The following is a 25,260-nucleotide window of genomic DNA, read 5'->3' as shown; positions in this document are numbered from 1 at the left end:
CCTTAATTAAATAGTCTGGTGGCGATAGCGAGATGGTCACACCCGTTCCCATGCCGAACACGGAAGTTAAGCTTCTCAGCGCCGATGGTAGTTGGGGGTTTCCCCCTGTGAGAGTAGGACGTTGCCAGGCACTTTAAAACAACCAAACATTTGGTTGTTTTTTTGTTTTATGTTCGTCAGGACAAATTACTAAAGTAAACGAAGTAAAGTGCAGAAACCCGATGGTTGTCAGGTCCAAGAAGGTTGGAGGCATCAAGTGTTGTAAGCCCGGAAAGGGACTATGCCGAAATAACAGCAACGTTTAGCATAATGGAATAAATAAATTTATGCTTGTAAGGATGAATAAGATCACTATCCTTTTGCCATACTATATATACCCATACATCAAGAAAAACAACATGCTTCTCATCAAGGAGATAGCACACGAAAAGCAGTCCTAATAGGACTGTTACAAATAGGAGAGGAGCTGTAGCTCCTCTCCTATTTGTCATATCTAATATCTTTTAAATGGTATTAATTTATGTTAAATAAAATCATGGTTAAAGCATTACCATAACTAGTCCAAGAGCTCCGCCAGTTTTTAATATAACTCATTAGATAATGCAATACTATAAGGGACATGACTCTATGTAGCAGCACGAAATATAAACAAAAGCGAGGAATTTTATGAGAACTTTTCTTCTAGTCATCGCCTGTAGTCTTTTCTTCTTTTCCCCGACGTCTACACAAGCCCAACAATCTATTCCGATATTAATTTATCATTCGATTGATGAGTATACTGGTCAAGGCTCCAAAGAGTTGTTTGTAACACCTAAAAACTTTGAGCAACAAATGACCTATTTAAAAGACCATGGCTATACTCTGCTAACCTTCGAACGTTGGAATGAAATCGAGAATGTGGATAAACCCATTTTAATTACGTTTGATGATGGCTATAAAAATAATTTAAATGCATACTCAACCTTTCAAAAACTAGAGAATAGCCAATTTAAACCTACGGGGACTATTTTTGTAATATCGGATTTTGTTGGACGGTCAAATAGACTTTCACCGGAGGACTTGAGGGAGTTGGCCAATTCTGGTTATTTTTCTATACAGTCTCATACTGCTACCCATCCGGACTTAACGAAAATAACAAATTACGATTATGAATTAAAGAAATCAAAGGAAAAAATCGAGCAGATAACGAGTAGGCCCGTCATTGCCTTATCCTATCCGTATGGAAATTTCTCTAACCAGGTCATAGAGGAAACAAAAAAGTACTATGAGTTTGGGCTGACAACCACACCGGGACAGTTTATAAAAAAAGGTTTAAAAGATGAACTTTACCTTTTACCTAGAATATATATTAAATATTCGACAAGCTTAGATGAGTTTGCTTCATTGGTTGAGGGGGAGTAAATACTCGTTCAACCACAAAAAGAGAATCAGTTTCTTTCAGCTGATTCTCTTCCAGTTATTTAAGGTTACGAAAGAGGGGATATCAGAAAGCTACTAAAACATTGACTATTTGGCAAGATAAAAGGACCATTAGCTTCGCAGCATTATTAGATTTAGATATCTTCTACATCCGAATCAATTTGTCTCCCGTTTCTTCCACGTGGGTCTGGAGCTTCCTTTAAATGAATTGTTCTTCCTTGCTTTTCCTTCTGAGTTAAAGCTTGTTTTTCAGCAGATTGTTCATCTTTTGCCAAGCTAATCACCTCCATTGATTAAGATTTGAAGAAGTTTAAGAAAATATACACTGGGACATCCGGCATTCTTAGACTGCTGGAATGATGTTTCTTCAATCGGAATAATAACTATAATAAACCTTCCAATAATAAGGGGAATCCAAATGAAAAGAGTAGTAGATAGCTTTCTAGAAGAGAACTTTCCGGGATTATCATTAAATCCCGGCTTATTTTATGCTTGGGAAAACAGTCTTCGCTTTGAAATTGCACTTCCTAGTGTCAGTTACGAAACAAAGGAGTACTTTCAAATAGCTCTCAATCGTGCCCTAACACTATTCAATCAGGTGTTTGAGGAACAGGATGAGATCTTACTAGTTACAGATATTTACACTGAAAAGGATAAGACCTTTCTCCAGAGAAAACCATTAAATATCTATTTGAAATATATAAAACATCGGCAGATTCTGCTCAAACTTCGGCATTATCTCATGTCCAGCACGATGGGGGAAGAAGAAAGCAATTCAATTACGCATCGTTATATCATTCCCTGTCGTAAAACAGACCTACGATATGTCCAGCTTTTAAAGGCCATCATTTATGAGGACTTTCCGCATCCATCCACGATTTTAAAAAACGAACAGGAAGCGGGATATGATGTCTATTTTATCAATAATAGTAAAAAACTAATTTTTCATTTATATGATGATCGGGGTTGTGATATATTAGCGAGCTCACAGGAATCCCTTCACAAACTTTATCATGATTTCAATGACTGGATCCAGGAATATGACCGCAAAGAGATTGACCACTTATTCAAGGGTGAGGTACATGAGTGACCATTTTTTTCCTAATTCAAATGGATTTCCCCAAATCTAACCAAAAATAGTGTATATTAATATATTATAGTTTTACGCGAGAGCGTATTGTTGTTTCAGATTTTAGGGGAAGTGATAGCTACTGTTACAGAATATAAATAAACAATTGGAAAGGTTTATGCCGCTAATCACTCCAACGAGTGTGGTGTTGGGTGTTTTATTTGCTGATAGCTTAATTGATTTTACATTCTTAATTCCATGGGTCTTTGCCTTTATTACTTTTGCAGGGAGCTTGGGTTCAAACTTTTCTTCGTTCAAGGATAGCTTGAAACACCCTTTACCGTTATTTATAATTCTCATCGTTCTTCATATTTTAATGCCTGCATGGGCATGGACGGTAGGGCATGTTACTTTCAACGGGGATGTTGAAACCATTACAGGACTGGTTTTAGGGATGGCAATTCCTACTGGTATATCTAGCTTGATTTGGGTGACAATTTATCGAGGAAATATTCCGCTCACGCTTTCAATCATCTTACTTGATACTTTTCTTTCTCCATTCATCGTCCCGTTCACCTTATCTGTAATGGTAGGTAGTAGTGTTGAGATGGATGTCTTTAGTATCATGAGTGGGTTGTTTTGGATGGTGGTGCTTCCTTCAATTTTAGGAATGTTGTTAAACCAGTACACGAATGGAAAAGTGAAAGAAAAGTGGAGTCCTAGACTCGCTCCATTTTCAAAATTAGGACTAGGGATGGTTGTCATGATCAATGGTGCAGCGGTTGCTCCTTATTTGCGTAATATTGATTTAAAATTAGTGATGATAACGGTGACGGTATTTTTTATCGCATTTACAGGTTATTTATTTTCGTTTGCGATTGCGAAATTGTTTAAAGGGGAAAGAGAGACTGTAATTGCTTTAACCTTTACGGGTGGGATGAGAAACATTAGCGCGGGTGCTGTGTTGGCCGTGGCCTATTTTCCACCAGCCGTTGCCGTTCCAGTTGTCATTGCGATGCTTTTTCAACAAGTGTTGGCGTCGCTTTATGGATACTTAGTTGACCGTCATTTTAACAAACAAATACTGACGAAGAGCCATTCCATGTAAACAGGATTACGCAATTAAGTGGTAACGATTGAGTGTTCCTCGATGAGTCTCTGATAGACACCATTAATTATCTGTTGTATAATATTTTCATACAAAATTAAATATTCTCCTAAAGGGGAGTAGCTTTTACAGCAAGGTCGTCATTACGGAGCATTCGCTCTCGGCTTTGTTGGCAACTAGAGTTGTTAGCAAGACCTTTATCAATTTCGAGAATTGGTAGAAGTCTCTTTACTTTTAGGCAGTAGGGCTTTTACCAATTGGTGAAAGCCTTTTTCTCTAAAATAATGGAAAGTTTCGGAGGTACGAATGCTGCATTTCAAAACCTATGAATTGAGTCCAAGCCATGATTGGGCGGTCTTTATCCATGGAGCGGGCGGAAGTTCATCCATTTGGTATAGGCAAATTAAAGAATTTAAAAAACATTTTAATGTTTTATTGCTGGATCTAAGGGGACATGGAAAGTCAAAAAGTAAAAAGACATCAGCGAAACAAGCTTATTCTTTTGACGAAGTTAGTTTTGATATTCTTGAAGTAATGAATCATTTGAGGATAAAATCCGCTCATTTTATTGGGATATCTTTAGGAACCATATTAATTCGAAATATTGCTAAGTTTGAACCAAACAGAATTAAATCGATGATTTTAGGCGGAGCTGTCATTCGGTTGAATACTCGTGTGAAAACGTTAATGTTTTTAGGGAACCTTACAAAAAAGTTCATTCCTTATATGTGGCTTTATCGATTATTTGCTTGGTGCTTAATGCCTAAAAAACGCCATGGTCAGTCACGATTGCTTTTTGTTGAACAAGCAAAAAAGCTTTGCCAAAAGGAGTTTATTAAGTGGTTCAAATTGACAAAGGATGTTTCTCCGTTATTGATTCATTTCGAGGAAACTCCAGTCAATATACCAACTTTATATATTATGGGAAATGAAGACTATATGTTTTTATTACCTGTTCAGGAAGTAGTCAAGGAAAGTAACAATGCGAAGTTGACCATTCTTGAAAATAGTGGACATGTCTGTAACGTTGACCAGGCACAACGCTTTAACGAAATCTCCATTGAGTATCTTAAAGGCCAAATGAACTATTCCAGGATTGTTGAAGGCTAAAAGTGTATATGGGTTGTTAACAAAATATAAAAAACAGAGTCAGTTACCTTGACTCTGTTTTTTTTTATACGTTCATATAATTGTAGGTGCCACAACAATAAGGATTAAGCATATATATTCGGTTCTTGTGTTTAAAAAGAGCGAGGGCATTGCAATCATTATCAATAAGCCGATTGATAGATTTTCTCGATATCATCTGTAGAAAAGACTCTAGGGTTATTCTTTAAAAGCCTAGTAATCTGCGATGCATCCTCAGCCATTGACCGAATGTCTTCCTTGGGGATGTTAAAACTATGTAGGCCTTTTGGTATATTGACAGCCTCACATAGTTTTCGCATCGCACGAACAGCTACACTTGAAGCATCATTATCTGATAAGCCTTGAGTATTTTCCCCTAACGCCTCTGCAATATCACGGAACCTTTCGGCACAAGCAATTTTATTCCATTCCATGACATATGGGAGCAGAAGTGCATTGCTGACACCATGAGGGATGTGGTAACGTCCGCCAAGCGGATAGGCGAGGGCATGGACAGCAGCAACCCCGGCATTTCCAAAAGCCATTCCAGCCATTAAACTTGCGGTAGCCATATTCTCTCTCGCTTCAAGATGCTGAGGATTAGCGTATGCCTTAGGTAGGTAAGTTGATATCATTTTCATCGCACCGATGGCTAATGCGTCCGTAATTGGAGAGGCATTCACCGAAATATAGGCCTCAATCGCATGAACGAGGGCATCTATGCCACTTGCCGCGGTCACAGATTTTGGCATCGTCATGGTCATCTCCGGTGAGACAATGGCAACGTCAGGAAGAAGATAATCGCTGACTATTCCCTTTTTCAACTGTGCTTTTGTATCCGAAAGAATAGCAATATTTGTTACCTCTGATCCCGTTCCTGCTGTTGTAGGAATGGCGATAATCGGGGCTCCCTTTTGCGGGACTAAATCTGTGCCAAATAACTCTTCAATGGCTCCATCAAAAGCGGCGAAGCCAGAGACAGCTTTTGCAATATCAATGGCACTTCCACCACCTAGCGCAATAAAGCCATCATGACCACCTGAGAGAAAAACTTCTTTGCATTCTTCAACAATCGCTATTTCAGGCTCAGGCTTAACCCCGGTATAGACACCAAACGGAAGTCCCTTGATTAATTGAGATAATCGTTCCACAACCCCAATTTCCTCTAAAACTTTATCCGTCACGATCAAAGGATTTTTTATATTTAGCCGTTGTATCTCCTCAAGTAGTTTTTCTGTTGCGCCCTTACCGGTAATCAGTTTATTTGCAATCTTAAAGGTTGAAACTTGATTCATTTTCAGATGCTCCTTTCTACTAATACTTTGAGTTTTTCAACATATCATTTCGAAACACTATGTATCTATTTTATAATACCTATACTCCAATTGAATGAAAATTTTAAAAAAAATGTAAATTGATTGTAAAAAAACTTCATATAGGCAGGAATACTCATATTGTAGACGGAATAAAATAAGGGAATGTAAATATATTCCTTTGGTTATTTCCGGTAATACCTTAGGAAGAGCTTAATATAAAAAAAGAGATCCGGGGTGGGGGAAAACATGGGGAAACATTCATGGGCAATACTTGTTTTATTGATTTGTAGTTTCATTGGTTTAATTGGCTGTGCAACAGAAAGAGTGGAAGTGGAGCAACAAGAGGAAGAAATAACAGAGGAAACAGAACCGGAAGCAGAAGAAGTTGTTGAAATAACCCCAATCGCAGAACCAGCACCAGTGCCTGTATCCGTAGATGTTGTCGACCCAACGACCAGCCAGATTGTAAGAACAATTGTACCTGAAGTAATGGGGTATGGCACAGATGACGAAAAGTATGAAAAGGAAATAGCCCAATGGGCAAAGGAGATTGCCAGAGGGACGGATTCAAAACCAGGTTACGATCAGAAGAACACACTCGATCAAATTGATGAAAATGGAAAAATTATAAAGGGGCAACCGATGGTTGTTCTTGAAGAAGCTGAGTTGGTGGAGAGTATTGTGCAGGCTTCTGAAGAAGGTGGAGAAATTGAACTACCGCTTTATATTACTGCAAGTGGCTACAAGGAAGAGGATGTTGACCGATTGGGTGAAGTCGTAGTTGCCGCATACACTACGTATTTTAATAGAGGAGTAGCGGGAAGGAATAAGAATATCGAGCTTTCAGCGGATGCGATTGACAATGTAATCCTTGGGGTAGGCGACCATTTCTCCTTTAATGATACAGTTGGACCAAGTGATGCCGCTCATGGCTATCAACCAGCCCAAGAAATAGTCAATAAGAAATTGGTTATGGGCATAGGCGGTGGAATCTGCCAAACCTCTTCCACCTTATTTAATGCAGTGGATAAATTAGGGGTCGACTATGTTGAATGGCATCATCACTCTCTTTCGGTTGGATATGTACCAGAAGGAAGGGATGCGACGGTCTCTTATGGTGGCAAGGACTTCCGCTTTCTAAATACAACTGGTGTTCCATTATTAGTAAAAGCTATCTATGGAGAGGGTACCTTAACCGTAGAAATCAGGACGTCACAAGAAAACTTAGGAGTAATGAAACAAGGAGTATAAAGATGTGCCTGAACCCTTTAAGGGGTCAGGCACTTTTGCTTTTATTAAACAACGTTTAGAAGCTTCCCAAAGGGAACCTTTGGCTTGTATTGGTCAGGTATTAGCCAATAAACAAATGGTTTTACCTCTAGTTCGTCATATAAAAAGCCTGTTACATCTGTTACATACATGAGCGTTTCAATTTCTTCTGCATTTGCCCACTCAAATACTTCCGTGTACGATGATTTTCCATGAGAATAATATTTAATTGCTGGTGTTTTCTTAATCTTATCAATGCTGCGAATTTTAAAATCCGCTTGAATCAGTGTTGCCTCAGGATTCATTTCCCCAACAAATTTAATCACATTTTCAATCACTTGATGATCGGTTTGATTGCTTGATGTGTCAATCACCAGCGCAAGCTTTTTGTCCCGATTATTTTGCATAATTTTCAAAAGTTCCCTTTGCCATCTCATAAGAAATATCCCCCTTTCAACTCAACGAGATTATTATCTCTTGAGCGAACGAAAGCTATTACTACATTTTTGGTTCATAAAAAATATAATTTTTGTTGGATAGGAGATATTAATTTTTATTGTTATTATCAAGAAAATCATTGTTCATCGCATGATTAGTTTTGAAACATAAATGTCCAAGGTTATTTTTCGTTTTCATGATTCCCCCGTCTTCCATTGGAAGATAACGGATCTCCTCTGACCAAATAGAATCAGTTAGATTAGGTGGGGTTTTCCCGGTACTTTGATAAAGGGCGTACTTAGAATCGCAGTACCGATGTACAGTAGGCGCATGATTATCTTTTTCAAATAACCAAACAGCACCCTTTAATAAAACACCTGGAAAACCAGAGAAGGTTGGATTCTTCATTGGGCTGCTCGTAAACTGGGTAATGTCTAAATTTTTGCTATCTTCACCGTGGATGTGTGAGATGGCCGATGATGCCGAATGCGCATCTCCCGATAAAATAATACAAGTACTTGGATTCCAGTTTGAAACGGTCCGTAAAAATTGAGTGAAGCCTTTCCCATTATATTTCCAAGCTTCTAGGTCAAAAAATGTATGAACAGGGATTCCTATGAGTTTTAATGGAGAGACGTAATTGTATAGAAAGGTTTCAATTAAATCAATACCATAAAAGGGGACAGGTGAAACAATGACCAAGGGTTTACCCGCTTCCCAGCCACTTTCGGCTAATTGCTTCGATACATTATCCCACCCGTTTTGATTTACTAGTTCTGGCCCCTCCATGGTTTGTTTGACCCATTCTCTGAGAGAACCATTCTTTGCGAGGGGGTGTTGATACTCTCTTTGAGTTCTAGTATCAAGGAACACCGTTGTTGGCTGTGTTGGAGCAATAAACGACCAGGAGTCAAATTCCCATAAAACCTGGGCCCATTTTTCATATGAACTTCCCTCAACTGAAAGAGTTTGAAAATGTTTTCTCATCGTCTTAAGGAATTTATTGTTAAAAGCTGATGGGGCGTTTCCCCAACCTTGGAAAGCCCAATAAGCAGCTAACCCATTAGCAATCACATGCCTACCTAAGGGAGACTCAGAAACCTTTTGCTTCCATTCTAATGATAGATTCCAATCATCCGTTAAATCATGGTCATCAAAAATCATATAAGTAGGGACGTTTGCCATAAGTCTTCGCACTTGAGGGAGGGTGTTTTGGAAATTATCTAGTTGCTCTTGCTGGTCTCTAAATTTCTTTTCTTTCCGAGCGAGGGTATAAGTATCAATGCTTTCAAGTTCCTCACTGATTTGGTAGTACATAAAGTAAGAATCTTCTTCCACTAGACGGTCAAATGATGTATTTTCATCTAGCTCCCAAAGTTGAGGACTCCACGACAACAAATACATCGCTGCATACTCCCCAATGGTCATCAGATGATTATCACTTTTCCTTGAGGTGAACTGGCATAAATCATCCATGATGGGCTTTCTGCCATGAACTTTAGCTAAATTCCCTTGATATACCGTTTTATCAAGCCGATGATCAAGCTTAGATAGGGATAAGAGTTCATTCGCTCCTATCAATTCTTTCCCAAGTTTGAAAATATAAGGGGCAATCGGATCGGCAACGTCATCTGCATAGATTTGATCACCAACCATAAAAAGAGAACTAGGTCGTTTTTCTAAGTTCAGATAGGACTCCCATACTGCCTCGTCCCCAGCGGCTAGAGCATCTTCTCCATCTCCATGCAGCTTTCGGCAAGAACCGTATAGAATATGGCTTTCTAATTGATCATTAATAAAAAAGGACGGGTATTTCAAGCCACCGTATACTATCGAATCGTTATCCCTAGTAGAGAGTAATCCGAATGAATCTAAATCCATTTTTTTGGAACCATCTAAAAAGAAAAGATTATAGCCTAATAGAGTCTCAGTTGGAAACGAGCCCTGCTGTGGCGTGATGTTGATTAAATGAATAAATAATTTTTCTCCCATTTGAACGGTGTTCGTGTTCGATTGGTTGCTAAGAAGATGGTACTCGAATGTTTCTAGTTCGGAGCCTCGTTCAATCGTATAGAGCTCCGCCATTATTTTCAAAGGAAGACTTGTAGCAATCCAGATATATACTTGATGTTTTTCAACCCGACGGAGAATCGGCCCAGATAAAATAGTAGGTAATTCCATGGTGATCACATCTCCATTTAGCAGTTTGTCACGAAAAAATAGGGGCAACTTTCAATTGTGTGTAAAGCATAGATGAAGTTAATCTCAATCATTTCTAATGAGATAAACTCTTTGTTTAGGCAGTATAAACCTTATTATTCTTAGTGTATGGGAACGTATAGGGGGAGGTGAATTTTTTGTGATGCTAATAAATACAGCGATGTGCTTATAAGTAACTTGGTCGATAAAAGTGTTGCCGTTAGCCCTTAGGGTCGGTAAAATCTTTATTGAGGTCTTTATTGCTATCTTGGAGAGTGACATATTGGAATTTACAAAAAACTTACTTTTAAATTTCTCAATACTATTGGTCTTATTATTTTTCATGCAAATGATAAAAGAAAGACAGCTTAAAAAGGAGATGATCCGCTGGACAACCTTTTTATTCTATAGCTTAAGTATAATTTCATGCATCTTATTGTCTACCCAAGTAGCGGATGGGGTCCAATTTGATTTACGTCAGGTACCATTTATTATCGGAAGTCTTTACTCTGGGCTTGCGTTTCCGTTATTACTTGTTGTGATTTTGGTTAGAGGCATCATCGGAGTGAATTACGGGTTCTGGGTAACTCTGTTCGTCTTTATTATTGTAGCCTGTCTGTTTATATTGGTACGGAATTGGTTCTTGAAGTTAACAGCGAACCAGCGCGTAGGAGTTACCATGCTTTTTTCTACTATGACTTCTCTTTTATTAATGATTTTTAGTTTATTAAAACAAGAACCTATACACATAACAGAGGTGTGGACCAGCTTTTTAATCGTACCAGCACTAGCTACGGGGATCATTTCCTATACGATTGAGTTGATTCGGCAAAACACTTTGATGCGGAAACAACTTGTAAAGGCAGAAAAAATCGAGGCAGTAAGTCATATGAGTGCGGCGATTTCTCATGAAATTCGCAACCCGCTAACAAGTGTCAAAGGCTTTTTACAGCTACTCGGAGAGAAGGACTACCCAGAGGAGAGGAAAAGAGAGTTCATCCAGATTGCCGTTGATGAGTTGAACCGGGCGGAACAGGTTATTAGTGACTATTTGACGTTTGCACGACCTGCCTTAGATCGTTCAGAAGAGATTGATATACAGAAAGAATTAAATCATGTATTAAACGTCCTAATGCCGTTAGCAAATATGAATGCCGTAGAGATCAGTCAGTCCTACGGTAGAGAAATAAGTGTGATTGGTGATCGCCAGAAATTTCATCAAGCTTTTATCAACATAATTAAAAATGGACTAGAAGCGATGCCAAATGGTGGGGGTATGTCAGTTGAAGCGATGGTATCAGCAGGCAATGTCCACATCATTATAAAAGATACAGGCATTGGAATGACTGAGGAACAATTAAACAGACTAGGAGAGCCATATTACTCAACGAAGGGGAAAAAAGGAACAGGGCTTGGCCTTATGGTAACCTACAGCATTATTGAGGCCATGAAAGGAAAAGTAAAGGTCAGTAGTAGACTAGGAAAAGGGTCTCTCTTTCATATTACCTTCACTCCTAGCTCTTCCCTAAAATGAGCGGAATGTTAAACGGTTTTTTGATCTAATTAATGTCTTGTTAAATCAGCGAGTTCTATAATTGAGTGTAATATAAAAAGCCGTCAAAAGTATCCATACTACTTTGACGGCTTTTTTAAACGGAACTTTCCTATTCTTCAATTGCGCCCGCAACCGAATATAGGCTTAAATCAATCTCTAATTCTTCTCCGACTGCAAGCTTAGCTAATTCATTTCCAATATATGGACCCATGGTTAACCCTGAGGCTCCTAATCCATTTGCAACTACAATTCCTTCCCAGTTAGGTAAAGGGCCGATTATAGGGAGAAACCCTGGAGTATAGGGGCGGAAACCTGTCCTCACCTCTAACAAGGTGCTACTAGTAAGCTCAGGAGCCGTCTCGGTCGCTTTATTGATTACCTCCTGTAACCCACCCACGGTTACCCGTTTATCAAATTCCGTTACATCCTCATGGGTTGATCCAGCAACTAAACGACTATTCTCAAATGCTACTAGGTATTGGTTGCCAGGGGGAATAAGGACAGGCCAATCATTTGTGTTTGTATTAGGCAACTCTAAGTGAACAATTTGCGCTCTCTGGAAGGTCACTTTGAAATCTATCCCTAATGGCATAAACAATGAACTAGCCCATGCACCGGCACAGACTACCACCATATCAGATTTGTACACTTCTCCTCCGACATTAATTCCAGTCACCCGATTTTCTGAATATAAAAGGTTTGCATCGCCATTAATTAGTTTCGCACCATTTTTTTGCGCAGCACGTACTAAAGCATCTCGGAGGGCTCTACCGTCTACTCGTGCGGCCCCACTTACATGAACAGATGCATACTCTTTATCAACTGGAGGGAAATATGCTTTTGTTTGATCTTCATTAAGAATGGTGACGTCTCCAATTTCAGGAGCATCTGCCTTTCTTTTTAACGTCCGTTCACTGATTTTGTGTAATTTCTCTAGATCCTTTTGCAGGCTTAATGCTCCAACCTGAGCATAGCCTGTTGCTGTTTCCCCTTGGAGCTCCAATTCCTCAATTAAACCCGGATAAAAACGTGCCCCTGCTTTGGCAAGCTGATACCAAGCTTGATTGCGCCGTTGAGAAACCCAGGGACAGACAATTCCAGCGGCAGCGTCTGTGGCTTGCCCCTTATCTTTTCGATCGACAATCAGCACTTCAACATTCTTTTTTGATAATTGATAGGCCGTAGATGCACCCAGGATTCCAGCGCCTACAACGATAATTTTCTTCATGGTCTACATCCTCACTAATATAAATTCGAAAGTGGTTTGTTTTACCATTATACCTTTTTAATCGTGCGGAAGTCTGCTTTGATTATTAGTGGAATAGGGGAGTGTTTTTTAAAACATTTTAGGTTAGTAAAACGAATAATCCCAACATCTTTTGATGAAGGGATTTTATAGGGTAGGCTCATTAAAAGCCTAAAGCCTAAATGAAAATATGTAAAAGTATCAATCCAAAGAATAGGAATGCCATCGTATAATGAAATTTTCTTCGTTTTCCTGTTGCTTTTTTTCTCCGCAATATTCCACTAAATAAAAGGATAGACAGCACTCCAAAAAGAAAGACGCCAGTTACCGTTTTGTAATTCAGGAGATCAGACTGAGCATAAAACATGATAACTGCGTGGCAAATGATGAGTGTCGTTGCTGTTATCGCAAGGGGTACGTGGAACTTCATCATTTTCTTTGATATTCTTGCTAGCTTAATCTTAACATCTCTTATTTTGCTTTTTCGAATCATTAGAAAGACGAAATACATATTTAAATTGATTAGGAAAAAAACAAATGCAACTTGAGCGATTACTTTTCCTAAAAAAATATTGTTTGATTGATAGCCTTGTATTTGGCTCCAAATGATAATCGCCAAAATGGTAAGGATATTGACGGCCAGCCATTTTATAATCATAGGTTCCCCTCCTTGCCTCACCATCGTACCATTTATCACTAAGAAACAGTGTTATCCTGCACACTTATTGAAGATTTAGGAATCAGCATTTTTTGTTTCCTATATCATTGACCATTATGGTCAAAAGGGAATATAATACAATTGACCAGATTGGTCAAAAGGGAAAGGGAGGTAGTCTGTTGGCTTCCAGGTTTTTTAATCTTGATGAAGAAAAGCAACTTAGAATCCTAAATGCAGCCATATATGAGTTTGCGCAAAAAGGGTACGATCAAGCTTCTACTAACGAGATAGTCAAATCCGCTGGTATTTCAAAAGGTCTGCTGTTTCACTATTTCAAGAGTAAAAAGGATTTGTATTTGTTCTTACATCAACATTTTGTTGAGGTCTTGAAAACTGAATTTTTTTCAGAATTACAGTTTGATGAACCGGATGTTTTTGTTCGAATAAAAAATATCATGATGATGAAGAGTCAGATGATGAAAAAGCATCCCGAAATTTTTAACTTTCTCATGTCAGCTTATATGGAGAGTTCTAGTGAGGTCAAACATGAGTTGGATCATAACCATCATGCACTTATGCACAGTAGTTATGCGAAGATTTTCGAAGATATCGATCAGTCAAAATTTAGGGAAGGGGTCGATATGAACAGAGCAGTCCAAATCGTGTTTTGGGTCCTTGAAGGATTTAGCAAGCAAGTGATGGAGAAAACAGAATTATTAGGTCAAAGCGACAACGACTTTACTGATGAATTTGCCGAAGCGGATGTTTACATTGAAATATTGAAAAAATCTTTTTATAAATAAGGCTTTTATTAAATCAAAAGCAACAAAGTTTGAGAAAAGAGCCATAAATAAAAGAGCCCTATCGGGAGGGATAAGCATGAATGTAATTGAAATCAATCGTCTTACGAAAATGTATGGAAAATCAAGAGGGATTACTGACGTTAGTTTTTCTGTGGAAGAAGGGGAAATCTTTGGCTTTATCGGACCAAATGGTGCAGGGAAATCAACGACCATCCGATTATTATTATCCCTAATCTATCCGACAAGTGGAAGTGCAACGATTTTCGGGAAAGATGTAGTTAAGTTTGCTCCAGAAATAAAAAAAGAGATTGGTTACTTACCATCAGAAGTTTTCTATTACGACAATATGAAGGTAATCGATCTGCTTAAGTATTCGGCTAGTTTTTACAAAAAAGACTGCACGAAAAGAATAACTGAATTGGCAGAAGTGATGGAGCTGGATTTAACCAAAAAAATCGATGACCTATCACTGGGTAATAAGAAGAAGGTTGGAATCGTCCAAGGGTTATTGCATGAGCCAAAATTGATTATTCTCGATGAACCGACGAGTGGCTTAGATCCGCTCATGCAACAGAGATTCTTCGATTTACTAGAAAAGGAGAATCAAAAAGGGGCCACGATCTTATTTTCATCTCATATTTTAAGTGAAGTTCAGCGACTATGTGATCGTGTTGCAATTATTAAGGATGGGGCCATCGTTCAGGTTGAAAAGATTAGTGAGCTAAAACAGAATAATTACAAGAAATTCAAGATAGAAACAGTCCTCCCGTTGTCGGGGGATTACTTTGAAATGCCTGGGGTAAACCAATTGGAAGTGAAAGGAACAACTACTTCATTTATTTTTAGAGGGGATATTAATACGGTTATGCAAAAAGTATCCACCGTTGAAATCGCAAATCTATGGGTAGAGGAGCCTGATTTGGAAGAAATCTTTATGCATTTTTATCAAAGGGAGGAGTGAAGGGATGAATATGTATGTTCATGAGCTCAAAGCTTATCGGAAGTCAACAATGATTTGGACGATTTCGCTGATGGCTATAGTCGTACTATTTTTAACGCTGTTTCCTTCCTTTGCACAGGATGCCGAACAATTTATGAAGGTACTTGAGGGCTTCCCGGAAGAATTGAAAAAAGCTCTCGGACTGACGATTGATACGCTCGCTACTATTCTAGGCTTCTTTTCCTATGCGTTCTTATATATTAAACTTAGCGGAGCGATTCAAGCAATGAATCTCGGTCTTTCGGTTGTTTCGAAGGAAACAAGGGATAAAACGGCTGACTTCTTATTTACAAAACCAGTTACTCGTGTTCAAGTGATGACCTCCAAGCTCCTTGCCGCAATTACTTCCTTGTTAGTAACAAACATAGGATTTCTGGTAGCATTATTTCTAATGGTCTCAATAGTTAAAACGCAAGATTATAGTATGAAAGCATTGTTTATGATTGCTATCACTCTGTTATTTTTACAAATGATTTTTCTTGGGTTAGGGATATTAATAGCGGTCCTATTCCCGAAAAATAAGTCCGTCATTTCCGTTTCCTTAGGGACGGTCTTCGCCTTCTTTATGATTGGAATGATTAGTTCGAGTACCGATGATAAAGGATTGCGTTTTTTAACCCCGTTTAATTATTTTAATGATCAATATATCATTCAAAACTTAAGCTATGAGACTGAGTTCATATGGATTAGCATGGCAATCATCCTTGTTACGGTGTTTGCTAGTTATTCTATTTACCGTAAAAAAGATATCCATTCTGTTTAAGGGGGTGATGGTTTTGAATATCATTACACGCGAAATGAAGGCCAACTTAAAATCTCTTATCATTTGGAGTATAGGGGTTTTGTTCATGGTCGGTGCTGGGATGGGAAAATATGCTGGCATGGGTGGTTCGGGCGAGACGATGAATGAGTTGATGGCGGAAATGCCAGATTCGCTCCAAGCAATCATGGGGACAGCCGGTTTTGACCTTTCCAAAGCATTGGGGTTTTATGGATTGCTCTATTTATATCTGATTGTCATGGCTACTATTCATGCAGTCATGCTTGGTGCAAATATTATTGCCAAGGAGGAGCTGGATAAAACTGTAGAGTTTTTGCTAGTTAAACCGATTTCTCGAGTGAAAGTAATTAGTTTCAAATTAGTAGCTGCACTTTTAAATGTGTTTGTGGTTAATTTGGTCACGCTAGTTTCATCTATTATAATAGTGGGAAGATCTGCTGAAGGAGAGAAGGTAGTAGGAGACATTGTTCTCCTCATGGTCGGGATGTTTTGCTTGCAAATCATTTTCTTGGTCATTGGTACGGCAATAGCAGCGGTTTATAAAAATGCCAAAAAAGCAGGAGCTATTTCGACGGGGATTCTATTAATCACCTTCCTATTGGCTATCATCATCAACTTGGACCAGAGGCTTGAGGCATTAAGGTATATAACCCCGTTTAAATACTTTGAAGCCGAGTCAATTCTAAATACCAGTGGCCTAGATCCAGTTTTTTTGGGATTATCATTGATCATTGTGGTCGTGCTAACATTCACCACCTATCACTATTACAAAAAGAAAGACTTGCATTTGTAGATAAATGTAAGGTGCCAGGCACCATCCATTTACTGGATGATGCCTGGTCTATAGTAGGGGAGGAGAGTTGAATATTTGGACGAGAGTGAAGACTATCTTGTTGATCGTAATATGAGTGTGTTATATAAAACATTTGGAATGGGTGTGCATTATGAGTGAGTATCCAGCGATGATTCGGCTTACAGGGAAGAAAGTGACTGTGATTGGAGGAGGAAAGGTAGCTGAGCGGAAAATTGATTCCTTACTTCAAGCAGGAGGAAGTGTAGTTGTCGTTAGTCCTGATGTTACAGAACCAATTAAACAATGGGCGAAAGACATGCAGTTAACCTGGATAAGTAAAGATTTTGAACCAAGAGATGTAAATGATGCCTTTTTAGTGATTGCTGCGACCAATCAAAGGGATGTAAATGAAAAGGTCTTTCAGGCTGTTAATGAGTACCAATTAATTAATATCGTTGATCATCCTGAAAAAAGTAATTTTATCGTGCCATCAACCTTTCGCCAAGGACACTTGACAATAGCAATCTCGACATCTGGGGCGAGCCCAGGATTGGCCAAAAAAATCAAAAGGGACTTGGCAAATCAGTATGACGCATCGTACGGAAACTATCTTGATTTTCTAAAAAGTTGTAGGGAAGTGGTAAAACAGCAGGTGAAAAACCCTGAAGACAGAAAGCGTATCTTTGAGCAACTTCTAACGGATGATTTTTTAAAGCTTACTCAATTAGGCGAATTTGAAGAGAGGGAAAAGCTGTTTATGAAACTGCTTCAAGTTAAAGAATAAAGTTATTACATAATAAAAGGTAGTTGGTGCTGAGTTTAACCGGAACCTAGTTATCAGCGGCGCTGCAAACATCATTCCTTTCCCTAATTATATAATCATATCTTTATATAATGATTAATTTCACCTTAATCTATTATAATAAAGGCTGTGTCTTTACAGACCAATCCTATAAATGATTCTCCTGCTCGACCATAAAAGACTAAACTAATCATCGGCTTCTCATATTCCTTCCTTGTCCTTCATAAAATGGACAAGGGGACTTGTCAGGGGGGAATAAAGTGAATTATATCTCGAAAAAGGATTATTTTACCAAAGATGTATAGAACGCTTAGTATATATGTTTTCTTACTAACTGGTGCGATTCTTCAAGGGCTTTCGATGTCTCTGTTTCTATTCCCGCACTCCATTCCTTCTGGAGGAGGAGCAGGCCTAGCTCTCCTTATGAATCACTTACTTGGTTTTCCACTCGGATTTGCCTTATGGCTTGCAAACGCTGTATTTTTGCTGTTTGCCTTACAATACTTTGGTTTCAGGTGGGTGCTTCGGACCATAATAGCCGTAGGTGTGACCTCATTGACAGTTAGTATTGTGACAAATTATGCATCCAATGAAAAAATGCATCTCATCCCAGATATGGCCATGGGGAGCATCCTGTTTGGGATTGGAGTCGGAATGTTAATTAAGGCGGGGGCGTCAAGTGGTGGAATGGTAATCCCCGCCCTAATGATTTCTAATTATAAGAATTGGCCACCGGGTAGAGTGATGTTTTGGATTAATATGCTCATTTTTGTATTAACCTCTGCAGTAATCAATTATAAAATTGTGATTTACGCTGTCATATGTCAATTTTTCTCGACAAACATTATTGATTTTATTCATACATTAAAAATTCCTAGGCCTAGATTTTTAACAGCAAACTGGAGAAAAAGATAAGAAGATCCCAATTAAAGGATCTTCTTACTTTTTAAATAGGAAATGATTTTTTCAACAGATTGGTCAATCGAAAATGTGTCCGTTTGGATGATAATTTCCGGATTGGCGGGTGCCTCGTAAGGGGAGGATATTCCTGTGAAATTTGGAATTTCTCCGTTTCTTGCTTTTTTATATAATCCCTTTGGATCTCGGACTTCACATACATCCATCGGACAGTTAACGAAAACCTCGATAAACTCGTTTGGTTCGAACATCCCGCGCACGATATCACGGTCCTCACGAAATGGCGAGATAAACGCAGTCGAGATAATTTGCCCACTATCTACAAAAAGTTTTGCTACTTCGCCAATACGGCGGATGTTTTCTTGCCGGTCTTCTTTATTAAAACTTAAATCTTTATTTAATCCATGTCTAATATTATCACCGTCTAGAACATAGCTCTTGTATTGTTGGTCGTGTAACTCACGATCAACTGCATTTGCAAGCGTTGATTTACCCGAGCCCGATAATCCTGTAAACCAGAGAACACAACTCTTATGGCCATTTAGGCGGTGGCGTTCCTGTTTTGTAATGGTTGCTTTATGCCATGTAATGTTTGTGCTTTTTCCCATTATCGACACCCTTTAGTTTTTGATATAGACTTCCTGCATTCCGTTGATGAGAATTTCGACAACTTCAGGTCGACTGAATTCTTTCGGTGGCTGCTGACCATTTTTTAACATACCTCTTACTTTTGTACCTGATAAGATGACATGATGATCTTTATCGTGTGGACAGGTTTTCTCTGAGGCCATGTTTTCACATTTTTTACAATAGAAGCTGTGTTCGAAAAACATGGGCTTAATTCCTAGTTCTTCTTCATTGAAGTTGGTGAAAATCTTCTGGGCGTCATAGGTACCATAATAATCACCGACACCGGCATGATCCCGACCCACAATAAAATGGGTACACCCATAATTTTTACGGACTATGGCATGGAAAATTGCTTCTCTAGGCCCCGCATAGCGCATGGCTGCAGGAAATACAGAAAGAAATACTCGATCCTTTGGATAGTAATTCTTTAAAAGAACTTCATAGCTTTTCATGCGAATATCACTTGGGATATCATCTGATTTCGTTTCACCGACAAGTGGGTTTAAAAATAATCCATCAACCGTTTCTAAAGCTGTCTTCTGAATGTATTCATGTGCTCGGTGAACAGGATTACGAGTCTGGAAACCTACAACCGTTTCCCAGCCTAATTCATTAAAAACTTCTCTTGTTTGAATAGGATCTAAATAATAGTCTTCAAACTTGGATTTTTTTGGTTTTTTAGTCATTGTAATCGGGCCAGCGATATATACATCTGCACGGTTGTATAACCGTTTTACTCCAGGGTGTTTGTTTTCTGTTGTCTGATAAACCTTTTCAGCCTCTATCTTCTTATCAGGTAGATAAATTTCCTCAATTACAATCGTTCCATAAATCGTTCCGTTCTGTATAAGGTTGATGGTTTCACCTGAGGTTAATTCCGACGCTTTTTCTTTTGATACAGCCAAAGTAATCGGAATCGACCATGGGAGTTGGTTAGAAAGTCTCATATCCTGAACAACAGAGGTATAATCTGATTTTCCCATAAACCCTTCAAGTGGACTATAACCACCGTTGGCAATGAGTTCTAAGTCACTTAACTCTAAGTTGTCTAACTCAATATAGTTCAATGAATAATCGATAGGCTGTTCTGGGTTAAATCGATTGACCAGTTTTCCGCCATGAGGCACACTTTTACTCAAAACAATTTCCTCCTCTTGTTCTAAAATGCTCTTGCATTAATTTAAATGAAGCCCACATTCTGATTTTGATTGTCCAGACCATCTGCCTGAACGTGGATCTGCGCTATTCGTAACAGGTTGAGTACAGGGAGCACAACCGATGCTAGGATAACCTTGGTCATGAAGAGGATTGTAAGGTAGGTTGTTTAATTCGATATAGGTCATGATGTCTTCCCAAGTCCAATGGATAAGTGGGCAAATTTTTATATTTTTAAATTTATCATCTTTGTTAATAAATTGAGTTTTACTCCTTAAAGGAGATTGCTCCCGCCTTAGACCAGAAATCCATGCTTTTTTACCAGATAAAGCGGTTTGGAGAGGGACAACTTTTCTAATATGACAGCACAAATTGGGATTATGTTTCCAAAGTTCATCTCCATGTTCTTTTGCTTGTTCCTCTAATGTCATACTTGGCTTCACCATATTTATGTTTAAGGATGGGTAGCGTGCTTTTACTTTATCAATTAACTCATAAGTTTCTCGAAAGTGAACTCCTGTATCTAGGAAAATAATCGTAGCCTCTTTGTTTACTTTATAAATTAAATCAATTAAGACAATGCCTTCAGCACCAAAGCTACAGGCATATACGATATCCTCTTTATATTCTTTAAAAGCCCATTTTAATATTTCGAGGTAATCTGAATGTTTATCTAAAAAGGAGGATACGCTTTCCTCGTTCCAATTTTCGTAAGTGAAATGTTCAGGCAATTTCAGCTCTCCTCTCTATACAACCGTGATAAACTCTAATGAAAGGCATTCATTGTTTTCCACGGTGAATTGGTTCATATGGTTGATCGTCCCGTATTTCCAATAGGATGAAATAGCTCTAATCCATGAACCGTGACCAAATACAAGGATTCGGTTATAATCCTTGTATTTTTCTAGAAATTGAGTAATGCGATCTTCGAGGTTGGCAACACTTTCTCCTAAAACCAATGACTTTGGGTTGTTTATCCAGGTATCCCCATGAGCATCGAAAAGCGTTTGTTTTGGGCAGCCTTCAAAATTGCCGAAGTCCAATTCATCCAATAAGTTTTCAGTCTCCGCTCGTTGACCATAGAGCATTGCTGTTTGATGGGTTCTAATTAATGAACTGGCCAAAACGATATCAAAAGGTGAGTTTTGGCTGAGATGTTGTTGGTTTTCTGATATCCCCTGTCGAAGAGCACTTGTTAACGGGGAAATATGGATATCTTTTCTCCCTTGTAGCCAAGTTTTTTTATTCCATTCAGTGGGCAGGTGCCTGATTAATGTAATTTGCATTTTGTTCCTCCAAATAAAAGGTTTCACTTCGAAGTCCATTGCGCTGGGCCTCAAGAGTCAATACATCATCTAGTTTTACATTTCCTAAATTAACATTAGGGCCAATCTGGTTAATGAAAAACATCTGGTGTTTTGCAGTAGGTGCTTCAAAGATAATTTTTTTAGGATCAATTCCTTTAATAAGCTCATCAATCAATTCGGATTTAATTTGCCCGCTCTTTTCGTAGATTCCAGACGTTCCAGAATCCCTTCCCTCTGTAATGACATATTCACACCCAGCCTCTAAAAAAATCTGGATTTCCTCTTGCCATTCAGATATGGACATGTCAAGATCACAATCCTTGGATCCTACCTCGGCAATCACATGAAAGTCTTCTTTTGCCCGCTCGATAATCGTAAGTCGTTCTTCGAGGGGAATGTCTAAAGTACCATTTGATACTTCAATCCATTCGATGCCTAGCTTCTTTAAGTAGGCAAGGTATTCGGTTATTTTATTTTGTTGGTAACATTTTTCAAATAAAGTACCACCACAATAAGGTTTGATTTGATATTCCTTATATAAATCAATCTTTTGCTGAATATTAGGGGTTATATAAGCAGAACCAATACCCATCTTTGCTATATCGATGATATGACTATAATCGTCCAAAATACTGATTAAACGGCCAACTGGTGTTCCGAAATCAGCAATGGAAGTCAACCCATAACTCCTATCTCCAGTGGTTCTCTTAGGTAGTTTCAAAAATTCCATAGGGAAAGTGCCCTCCTCCATTTTTCTAGGATAGATTATTCAAATATTGGGCGATTGTGTAAATTATAGGCTATTTTCAAGAAATATAGGCGTTTGCCCTTGTATAATTCGAACGGTTCCTCCAAAAAATAGGAAAGCTTATTCTTTCAGTTAGGAGTGTGCTTTCATTGTCAAAGCAAAAACATAAGGGTCTGACGATAACAGCAATCGGCTCAATTCCTTTAATTCTCGTGCTAGGGAACTCAATGCTTATACCGGTTCTTCCCCAAATGAAATCGGAGCTAGGGATATCTCAGTTCCAAGTTAGTTTAGTCATTACAGCTTTTTCGGTTGCTGCAGCTATTTCCATACCAATCCTTGGATATTTGTCGGATCGATTTTCCCGTAAAGCTGTCATCATTCCAGCTCTCATTCTATACGGAATCGGTGGGGTATTAGCTGGTGCGGCAGCGGCCTGGTTCTCCAATGCCTATCCATGGATTTTAGCAGGGAGGATTACCCAAGGAATTGGAGCTGCTGGAACAGCACCGATTGCGATGGCATTGGCGGGAGATTTATTCAAAGGTGGAGAGCAAAGTCAGGTGCTAGGGATTGTTGAAGCCTCAAATGGATTTGGAAAAGTCATTAGTCCAATTATTGGCTCTCTTCTAGCTCTGCTCTTTTGGTATGCAGCATTTTTTGCCTTTCCCATTTTTTGTGCCCTCTCTGTATTGCTTGCTATCTTTTTTATCAAAGAAAAGAAGAAAGAAAAAGAACCACCGCCAGTTGGTAAATATGTAAAAGGGTTGATTTCTGTTTTTAAAACAGAAGGTCGATGGTTATTTGCTGCCTATTTAACCGGTGCAACTTGTTTATTTACTCTATTTGGGATTTTATTTTATATTTCCGATATTTTAGAAACGAACTATAAGATTGATGGAGTTCTAAAAGGCGCGATTTTAGCGATTCCTTTATTGTTCATGACAACCACCTCTTATATCACCGGTAGTAAAATTGGGAAAAACATGGGGCTTATGAAATCACTCATTGTTTTAGGACTATTATTAATGACTGCTTCTTTCTCGGCACTGGTTTTGTTTAAAAGTCTGGTTCCATTTTTTTCTGTCCTCGTTGTCAGTAGTATTGGAACTGGGTTGGCATTACCATGTATCAATAGTTTTATTACAGGTTCGGTTCCTACGGACCGAAGAGGGTTTGTTACCTCGTTGTATGGGTCTGTAAGATTTTTAGGTGTGGCAATTGGTCCACCGATATACGGTGCGTTAATGGCGTGGAATCGGACCGGAATGTTTCTCATAACAGCGGGTTTAACATTAATCGTCGCGTTATTATGTCTCATGTTAATTCATGTTAAAAAAGCAAAGCCATCGGAAAATAGCGATACATTGTTCGAAAAATTGCAGTTAACGTAAGGAGTGGGATTGATGCAAATTTACTTTTCACCTGAGGTTATTACCCCACAGTTTCAAGTGTTGAATGTAGTGGACACAAAGAATAAGGCAGTTGGAAACGTGGCGTTTTTATTTGATGAAAAGAAACTCTTTGTATACGGCATCTTAGAAGAGGAAGGCGTTGGAGAGGATTTCAAGGATTTGGTTACACCTTATATAAAAGGGTTAGCAAAAGCAAAGCCGGGATTAGATATACTATCCTGCCTATATGTCGGTTGTAAAAAGATCACATTAAAAGATCAAAAGGAAGAATAAACATACGCTGGGAACAAGCCCGTATAAATAGGGCTTGTTTTTTTGTCTTTTTCTGAATCTAACATTTGATATAACTATGATGGTTAAAGCTTTGGTTCACTGTAAAAAGGCATTTATTTTAGAGAGGAGAGCATGGATAACTATTTCTCACGTTAAAATCGGCTTGGGATTTTACAAAAAAACACAGCCCTTTGCTTTTTACAATTTGGGCCCTCCTCAATCCTGTTATTAGGTCACAAGGCATATAACCTATTCATAAATTGGTGGTATGTAAAAAAAAGGAATTTGTAGGAGTGTGCACCTAATGAGTATCGGAATGATTGTAATGGGCCTATTTATTGGATTTATGGTCGGACTAACAGGCGTAGGGGGAGCGGCCCTGTTAACTCCTGTCTTAGTCTTAATGGGGATAAATCCAGCCATTGCAGTGGGAACCGATCTTGCTTATAATTCTATAACCAAATTTTTCGGTTCTGTGCAGCATTGGAAACAAAAGACAATCAACCTAAAGCTAATGAAATACCTTGCAATTGGAAGTATTCCAAGTGCAATAATAGCGGTAGGGATGCTGCAACTATTTGATTCATTTTTTAATAACCAGGAAGCTGTAATTAAACACGCGCTGGGCTATGTTTTAATCTTAGTTGCTTTAGCTACCTTGGTTAAAACCTTCATGAAGGGAAGATTTGAATCAAATCGAATTCAATTAAAGCCATTAGAGGAGAAAAAAACTTTGACTATCGTGGTTGGGGCAGTACTAGGCTTTTTAGTCGGTTTAACGTCAATCGGTTCTGGCTCATTATTTGCATTGGTAATGTTGTATCTATATAGAATGAGTCCGACGGAGTTGGTGGGAACCGATATTGCCCACGCTTTCTTTCTAGTCACGGCAGCGGGTCTTATGCATGCAGGAATAGGCAATGTAGATTACCTGCTAATGGTAAACTTATTATTGGGCTCCATCCCAGGTGTCATTATTGGAAGTACCTTTTCAGCTAAAATACCTGCCAAACCATTAAGAGCGATTATGGCTCTAATGATTCTAATTAGTGGATTAAAGTTGATTTGATAAGGTTGGTTTCGTAAGGGAATTTGTCGTTTTAATATGTTTGCAAACTTTTTACTTATATTTAAATCTCAGTTTTGTATCCAAAAGCAACAAAGTTTTATAAAGAGCCTTTGACTAACAAAAAGAAAGGTGCTGTGACCTCCCATAAAATGGGTGGTGAC

General features: G+C 38.6%; 26 protein-coding genes and 1 rRNA gene. 16 read left to right on the top strand and 11 right to left on the bottom strand.

Translation table 11 applies throughout. From position 1 onward, the window contains the following. Positions 1–14: 14 nt before the first annotated feature. Positions 15–130, top strand: a 5S ribosomal RNA gene (gene rrf, locus BMX30_RS15150). Positions 131–666: 536 nt separating this feature from the next. Further along, positions 667–1,401: a polysaccharide deacetylase family protein gene (locus BMX30_RS15140; protein ID WP_090747408.1), complete on the top strand. Its 735-nt coding sequence runs from the start codon at positions 667–669 to the stop codon at positions 1,399–1,401. Positions 1,402–1,553: 152 nt separating this feature from the next. Here the strand turns inward: BMX30_RS15140 and BMX30_RS23590 are convergent, their stop codons facing one another. Further along, entirely contained in the window at positions 1,554–1,694 is a 141-nt protein-coding gene (locus BMX30_RS23590; protein WP_170843903.1) for a hypothetical protein, read from the bottom strand. A gap of 143 nt (positions 1,695–1,837) precedes the next feature. On the opposite strand from BMX30_RS23590, the gene BMX30_RS15135 reads away from it, so the two are divergent. The 3 genes from BMX30_RS15135 (at position 1,838) to BMX30_RS15125 (ending at position 4,706) form a co-directional block, all read left to right on the top strand. Then, positions 1,838–2,509 (top strand): DUF3885 domain-containing protein, encoded by a 672-nt coding sequence (locus tag BMX30_RS15135; protein ID WP_090747405.1) that lies wholly within the window; start codon positions 1,838–1,840, stop codon positions 2,507–2,509. A 121-nt stretch (positions 2,510–2,630) separates the two neighbouring features. Then, complete coding sequence (locus BMX30_RS15130; protein ID WP_090747402.1) at positions 2,631–3,596, top strand: bile acid:sodium symporter family protein; 966 nt, start codon at positions 2,631–2,633, stop codon at positions 3,594–3,596. A 306-nt stretch (positions 3,597–3,902) separates the two neighbouring features. After that, positions 3,903–4,706: an alpha/beta fold hydrolase gene (locus BMX30_RS15125; RefSeq protein WP_090747399.1), complete on the top strand. Its 804-nt coding sequence runs from the start codon at positions 3,903–3,905 to the stop codon at positions 4,704–4,706. Positions 4,707–4,867: 161 nt separating this feature from the next. Here the strand turns inward: BMX30_RS15125 and BMX30_RS15120 are convergent, their stop codons facing one another. Continuing rightward, positions 4,868–6,019, bottom strand: a complete 1,152-nt coding sequence (locus tag BMX30_RS15120) for an iron-containing alcohol dehydrogenase (RefSeq protein ID WP_090747393.1) — start codon at positions 6,017–6,019, stop codon at positions 4,868–4,870. A gap of 267 nt (positions 6,020–6,286) precedes the next feature. On the opposite strand from BMX30_RS15120, the gene BMX30_RS15115 reads away from it, so the two are divergent. Further along, a complete protein-coding gene (locus tag BMX30_RS15115) occupies positions 6,287–7,291 on the top strand; it encodes a VanW family protein (protein ID WP_090747390.1) in 1,005 nt (334 codons plus the stop codon). Positions 7,292–7,335: 44 nt separating this feature from the next. Here BMX30_RS15115 and BMX30_RS15110 read toward each other — a convergent pair whose 3' ends face one another. After that, positions 7,336–7,746, bottom strand: coding sequence for a VWA-like domain-containing protein (locus tag BMX30_RS15110; protein ID WP_090747387.1), 411 nt, complete (start codon positions 7,744–7,746; stop codon positions 7,336–7,338). Between the two features lie 109 nt (positions 7,747–7,855). Beyond that, positions 7,856–9,928, bottom strand: coding sequence for a metallophosphoesterase family protein (locus tag BMX30_RS15105; protein ID WP_090747384.1), 2,073 nt, complete (start codon positions 9,926–9,928; stop codon positions 7,856–7,858). Between the two features lie 301 nt (positions 9,929–10,229). Between BMX30_RS15105 and BMX30_RS15100 the strand changes: the two genes are divergently transcribed. Further along, positions 10,230–11,480, top strand: a complete 1,251-nt coding sequence (locus BMX30_RS15100) for a sensor histidine kinase (protein ID WP_090747382.1) — start codon at positions 10,230–10,232, stop codon at positions 11,478–11,480. A gap of 130 nt (positions 11,481–11,610) precedes the next feature. On the opposite strand, the gene BMX30_RS15095 is transcribed toward BMX30_RS15100, so the two are convergent. Both BMX30_RS15095 and BMX30_RS15090 read right to left on the bottom strand, forming a co-directional pair. After that, a complete protein-coding gene (locus BMX30_RS15095) occupies positions 11,611–12,729 on the bottom strand; it encodes an NAD(P)/FAD-dependent oxidoreductase (protein ID WP_090747378.1) in 1,119 nt (372 codons plus the stop codon). Between the two features lie 196 nt (positions 12,730–12,925). Beyond that, complete coding sequence (locus tag BMX30_RS15090) at positions 12,926–13,405, bottom strand: hypothetical protein (RefSeq protein WP_244532613.1); 480 nt, start codon at positions 13,403–13,405, stop codon at positions 12,926–12,928. 179 nt (positions 13,406–13,584) lie between these two features. Here BMX30_RS15090 and BMX30_RS15085 point away from each other — a divergent pair, with 179 nt between their 5' ends. The 6 genes from BMX30_RS15085 to BMX30_RS15060 all read left to right on the top strand — a co-directional run bounded on the left by BMX30_RS15085 (position 13,585) and on the right by BMX30_RS15060 (position 18,499). Next, positions 13,585–14,208: a TetR/AcrR family transcriptional regulator gene (locus tag BMX30_RS15085; protein ID WP_090747439.1), complete on the top strand. Its 624-nt coding sequence runs from the start codon at positions 13,585–13,587 to the stop codon at positions 14,206–14,208. 76 nt (positions 14,209–14,284) lie between these two features. Beyond that, on the top strand, positions 14,285–15,169 hold the full coding sequence (locus tag BMX30_RS15080; RefSeq protein ID WP_090747375.1) for an ABC transporter ATP-binding protein: 885 nt from the start codon (positions 14,285–14,287) through the stop codon (positions 15,167–15,169). A 4-nt stretch (positions 15,170–15,173) separates the two neighbouring features. Continuing rightward, positions 15,174–15,971 (top strand): ABC transporter permease subunit, encoded by a 798-nt coding sequence (locus BMX30_RS15075; RefSeq protein ID WP_090747372.1) that lies wholly within the window; start codon positions 15,174–15,176, stop codon positions 15,969–15,971. Between the two features lie 13 nt (positions 15,972–15,984). After that, a complete protein-coding gene (locus tag BMX30_RS15070) occupies positions 15,985–16,782 on the top strand; it encodes an ABC transporter permease subunit (RefSeq protein WP_090747369.1) in 798 nt (265 codons plus the stop codon). Between the two features lie 151 nt (positions 16,783–16,933). Continuing rightward, positions 16,934–17,566 (top strand): NAD(P)-binding protein, encoded by a 633-nt coding sequence (locus BMX30_RS15065; RefSeq protein ID WP_090747367.1) that lies wholly within the window; start codon positions 16,934–16,936, stop codon positions 17,564–17,566. A 315-nt stretch (positions 17,567–17,881) separates the two neighbouring features. After that, the gene (locus BMX30_RS15060; RefSeq protein ID WP_090747365.1) at positions 17,882–18,499 is read left to right on the top strand and encodes a YitT family protein; all 618 of its coding nucleotides are present in this window, start codon (positions 17,882–17,884) and stop codon (positions 18,497–18,499) included. 11 nt (positions 18,500–18,510) lie between these two features. On the opposite strand, the gene cysC is transcribed toward BMX30_RS15060, so the two are convergent. The 5 genes from cysC to BMX30_RS15035 are packed head-to-tail and all read right to left on the bottom strand — an operon-like array spanning position 18,511 to position 22,324. Then, on the bottom strand, positions 18,511–19,110 hold the full coding sequence (cysC, locus tag BMX30_RS15055; RefSeq protein ID WP_090747361.1) for an adenylyl-sulfate kinase: 600 nt from the start codon (positions 19,108–19,110) through the stop codon (positions 18,511–18,513). 12 nt (positions 19,111–19,122) lie between these two features. Next, entirely contained in the window at positions 19,123–20,271 is a 1,149-nt protein-coding gene (sat, locus tag BMX30_RS15050; protein ID WP_090747359.1) for a sulfate adenylyltransferase, read from the bottom strand. Positions 20,272–20,307: 36 nt separating this feature from the next. Further along, on the bottom strand, positions 20,308–21,018 hold the full coding sequence (locus BMX30_RS15045) for a phosphoadenylyl-sulfate reductase (protein WP_090747357.1): 711 nt from the start codon (positions 21,016–21,018) through the stop codon (positions 20,308–20,310). A gap of 15 nt (positions 21,019–21,033) precedes the next feature. Further along, positions 21,034–21,573: a histidine phosphatase family protein gene (locus tag BMX30_RS15040; protein WP_090747354.1), complete on the bottom strand. Its 540-nt coding sequence runs from the start codon at positions 21,571–21,573 to the stop codon at positions 21,034–21,036. Beyond that, positions 21,539–22,324 carry a phosphosulfolactate synthase gene (locus BMX30_RS15035; protein ID WP_090747351.1) on the bottom strand — a complete coding sequence of 262 codons (786 nt, stop codon included), beginning with the start codon at positions 22,322–22,324 and terminating at the stop codon, positions 21,539–21,541. The genes BMX30_RS15040 and BMX30_RS15035 overlap by 35 nt, the downstream gene beginning before the upstream one ends. Before the next feature lie 167 nt (positions 22,325–22,491). On the opposite strand from BMX30_RS15035, the gene BMX30_RS15030 reads away from it, so the two are divergent. The 3 genes from BMX30_RS15030 (at position 22,492) to BMX30_RS15020 (ending at position 25,099) form a co-directional block, all read left to right on the top strand. Then, entirely contained in the window at positions 22,492–23,736 is a 1,245-nt protein-coding gene (locus tag BMX30_RS15030; protein ID WP_090747348.1) for an MFS transporter, read from the top strand. 12 nt (positions 23,737–23,748) lie between these two features. Continuing rightward, a complete protein-coding gene (locus BMX30_RS15025) occupies positions 23,749–24,030 on the top strand; it encodes a hypothetical protein (RefSeq protein WP_090747345.1) in 282 nt (93 codons plus the stop codon). A 304-nt stretch (positions 24,031–24,334) separates the two neighbouring features. Next, the gene (locus BMX30_RS15020) at positions 24,335–25,099 is read left to right on the top strand and encodes a sulfite exporter TauE/SafE family protein (RefSeq protein WP_090747341.1); all 765 of its coding nucleotides are present in this window, start codon (positions 24,335–24,337) and stop codon (positions 25,097–25,099) included. Positions 25,100–25,260 lie beyond the last annotated feature (161 nt).

Origin of the sequence: Mesobacillus persicus (assembly GCF_900109925.1) — a bacterium.
Lineage (GTDB): Bacteria > Bacillota > Bacilli > Bacillales > Cytobacillaceae > Mesobacillus_B > Mesobacillus_B persicus.
The sequence above is the reverse complement of the archived record's forward strand: the minus strand, read 5'-3'. Positions and strand labels throughout refer to the sequence as shown.

Bases quoted from the DNA above. Each gene is read 5' to 3' on its own strand.
- BMX30_RS15120 (WP_090747393.1), bottom strand. From the start codon at position 6,019: ATGAATCAAGTTTCAACCTTTAAGATTGCAAATAAACTGATTACCGGT.
- BMX30_RS15060 (WP_090747365.1), top strand. From the start codon at position 17,882: ATGTATAGAACGCTTAGTATATATGTTTTCTTACTAACTGGTGCGATT.
- cysC (WP_090747361.1), bottom strand. From the start codon at position 19,110: ATGGGAAAAAGCACAAACATTACATGGCATAAAGCAACCATTACAAAA.
- BMX30_RS15140 (WP_090747408.1), top strand. From the start codon at position 667: ATGAGAACTTTTCTTCTAGTCATCGCCTGTAGTCTTTTCTTCTTTTCC.
- BMX30_RS15065 (WP_090747367.1), top strand. From the start codon at position 16,934: ATGAGTGAGTATCCAGCGATGATTCGGCTTACAGGGAAGAAAGTGACT.
- BMX30_RS15035 (WP_090747351.1), bottom strand. From the start codon at position 22,324: ATGGAATTTTTGAAACTACCTAAGAGAACCACTGGAGATAGGAGTTAT.
- BMX30_RS15135 (WP_090747405.1), top strand. From the start codon at position 1,838: ATGAAAAGAGTAGTAGATAGCTTTCTAGAAGAGAACTTTCCGGGATTA.
- BMX30_RS15040 (WP_090747354.1), bottom strand. From the start codon at position 21,573: ATGCAAATTACATTAATCAGGCACCTGCCCACTGAATGGAATAAAAAA.
- BMX30_RS15090 (WP_244532613.1), bottom strand. From the start codon at position 13,405: ATGATTATAAAATGGCTGGCCGTCAATATCCTTACCATTTTGGCGATT.
- BMX30_RS15020 (WP_090747341.1), top strand. From the start codon at position 24,335: ATGAGTATCGGAATGATTGTAATGGGCCTATTTATTGGATTTATGGTC.
- BMX30_RS15025 (WP_090747345.1), top strand. From the start codon at position 23,749: ATGCAAATTTACTTTTCACCTGAGGTTATTACCCCACAGTTTCAAGTG.
- BMX30_RS15095 (WP_090747378.1), bottom strand. From the start codon at position 12,729: ATGAAGAAAATTATCGTTGTAGGCGCTGGAATCCTGGGTGCATCTACG.
- BMX30_RS15115 (WP_090747390.1), top strand. From the start codon at position 6,287: ATGGGGAAACATTCATGGGCAATACTTGTTTTATTGATTTGTAGTTTC.
- BMX30_RS15110 (WP_090747387.1), bottom strand. From the start codon at position 7,746: ATGAGATGGCAAAGGGAACTTTTGAAAATTATGCAAAATAATCGGGAC.
- BMX30_RS15125 (WP_090747399.1), top strand. From the start codon at position 3,903: ATGCTGCATTTCAAAACCTATGAATTGAGTCCAAGCCATGATTGGGCG.
- BMX30_RS15080 (WP_090747375.1), top strand. From the start codon at position 14,285: ATGAATGTAATTGAAATCAATCGTCTTACGAAAATGTATGGAAAATCA.
- BMX30_RS15105 (WP_090747384.1), bottom strand. From the start codon at position 9,928: ATGGAATTACCTACTATTTTATCTGGGCCGATTCTCCGTCGGGTTGAA.
- BMX30_RS15075 (WP_090747372.1), top strand. From the start codon at position 15,174: ATGAATATGTATGTTCATGAGCTCAAAGCTTATCGGAAGTCAACAATG.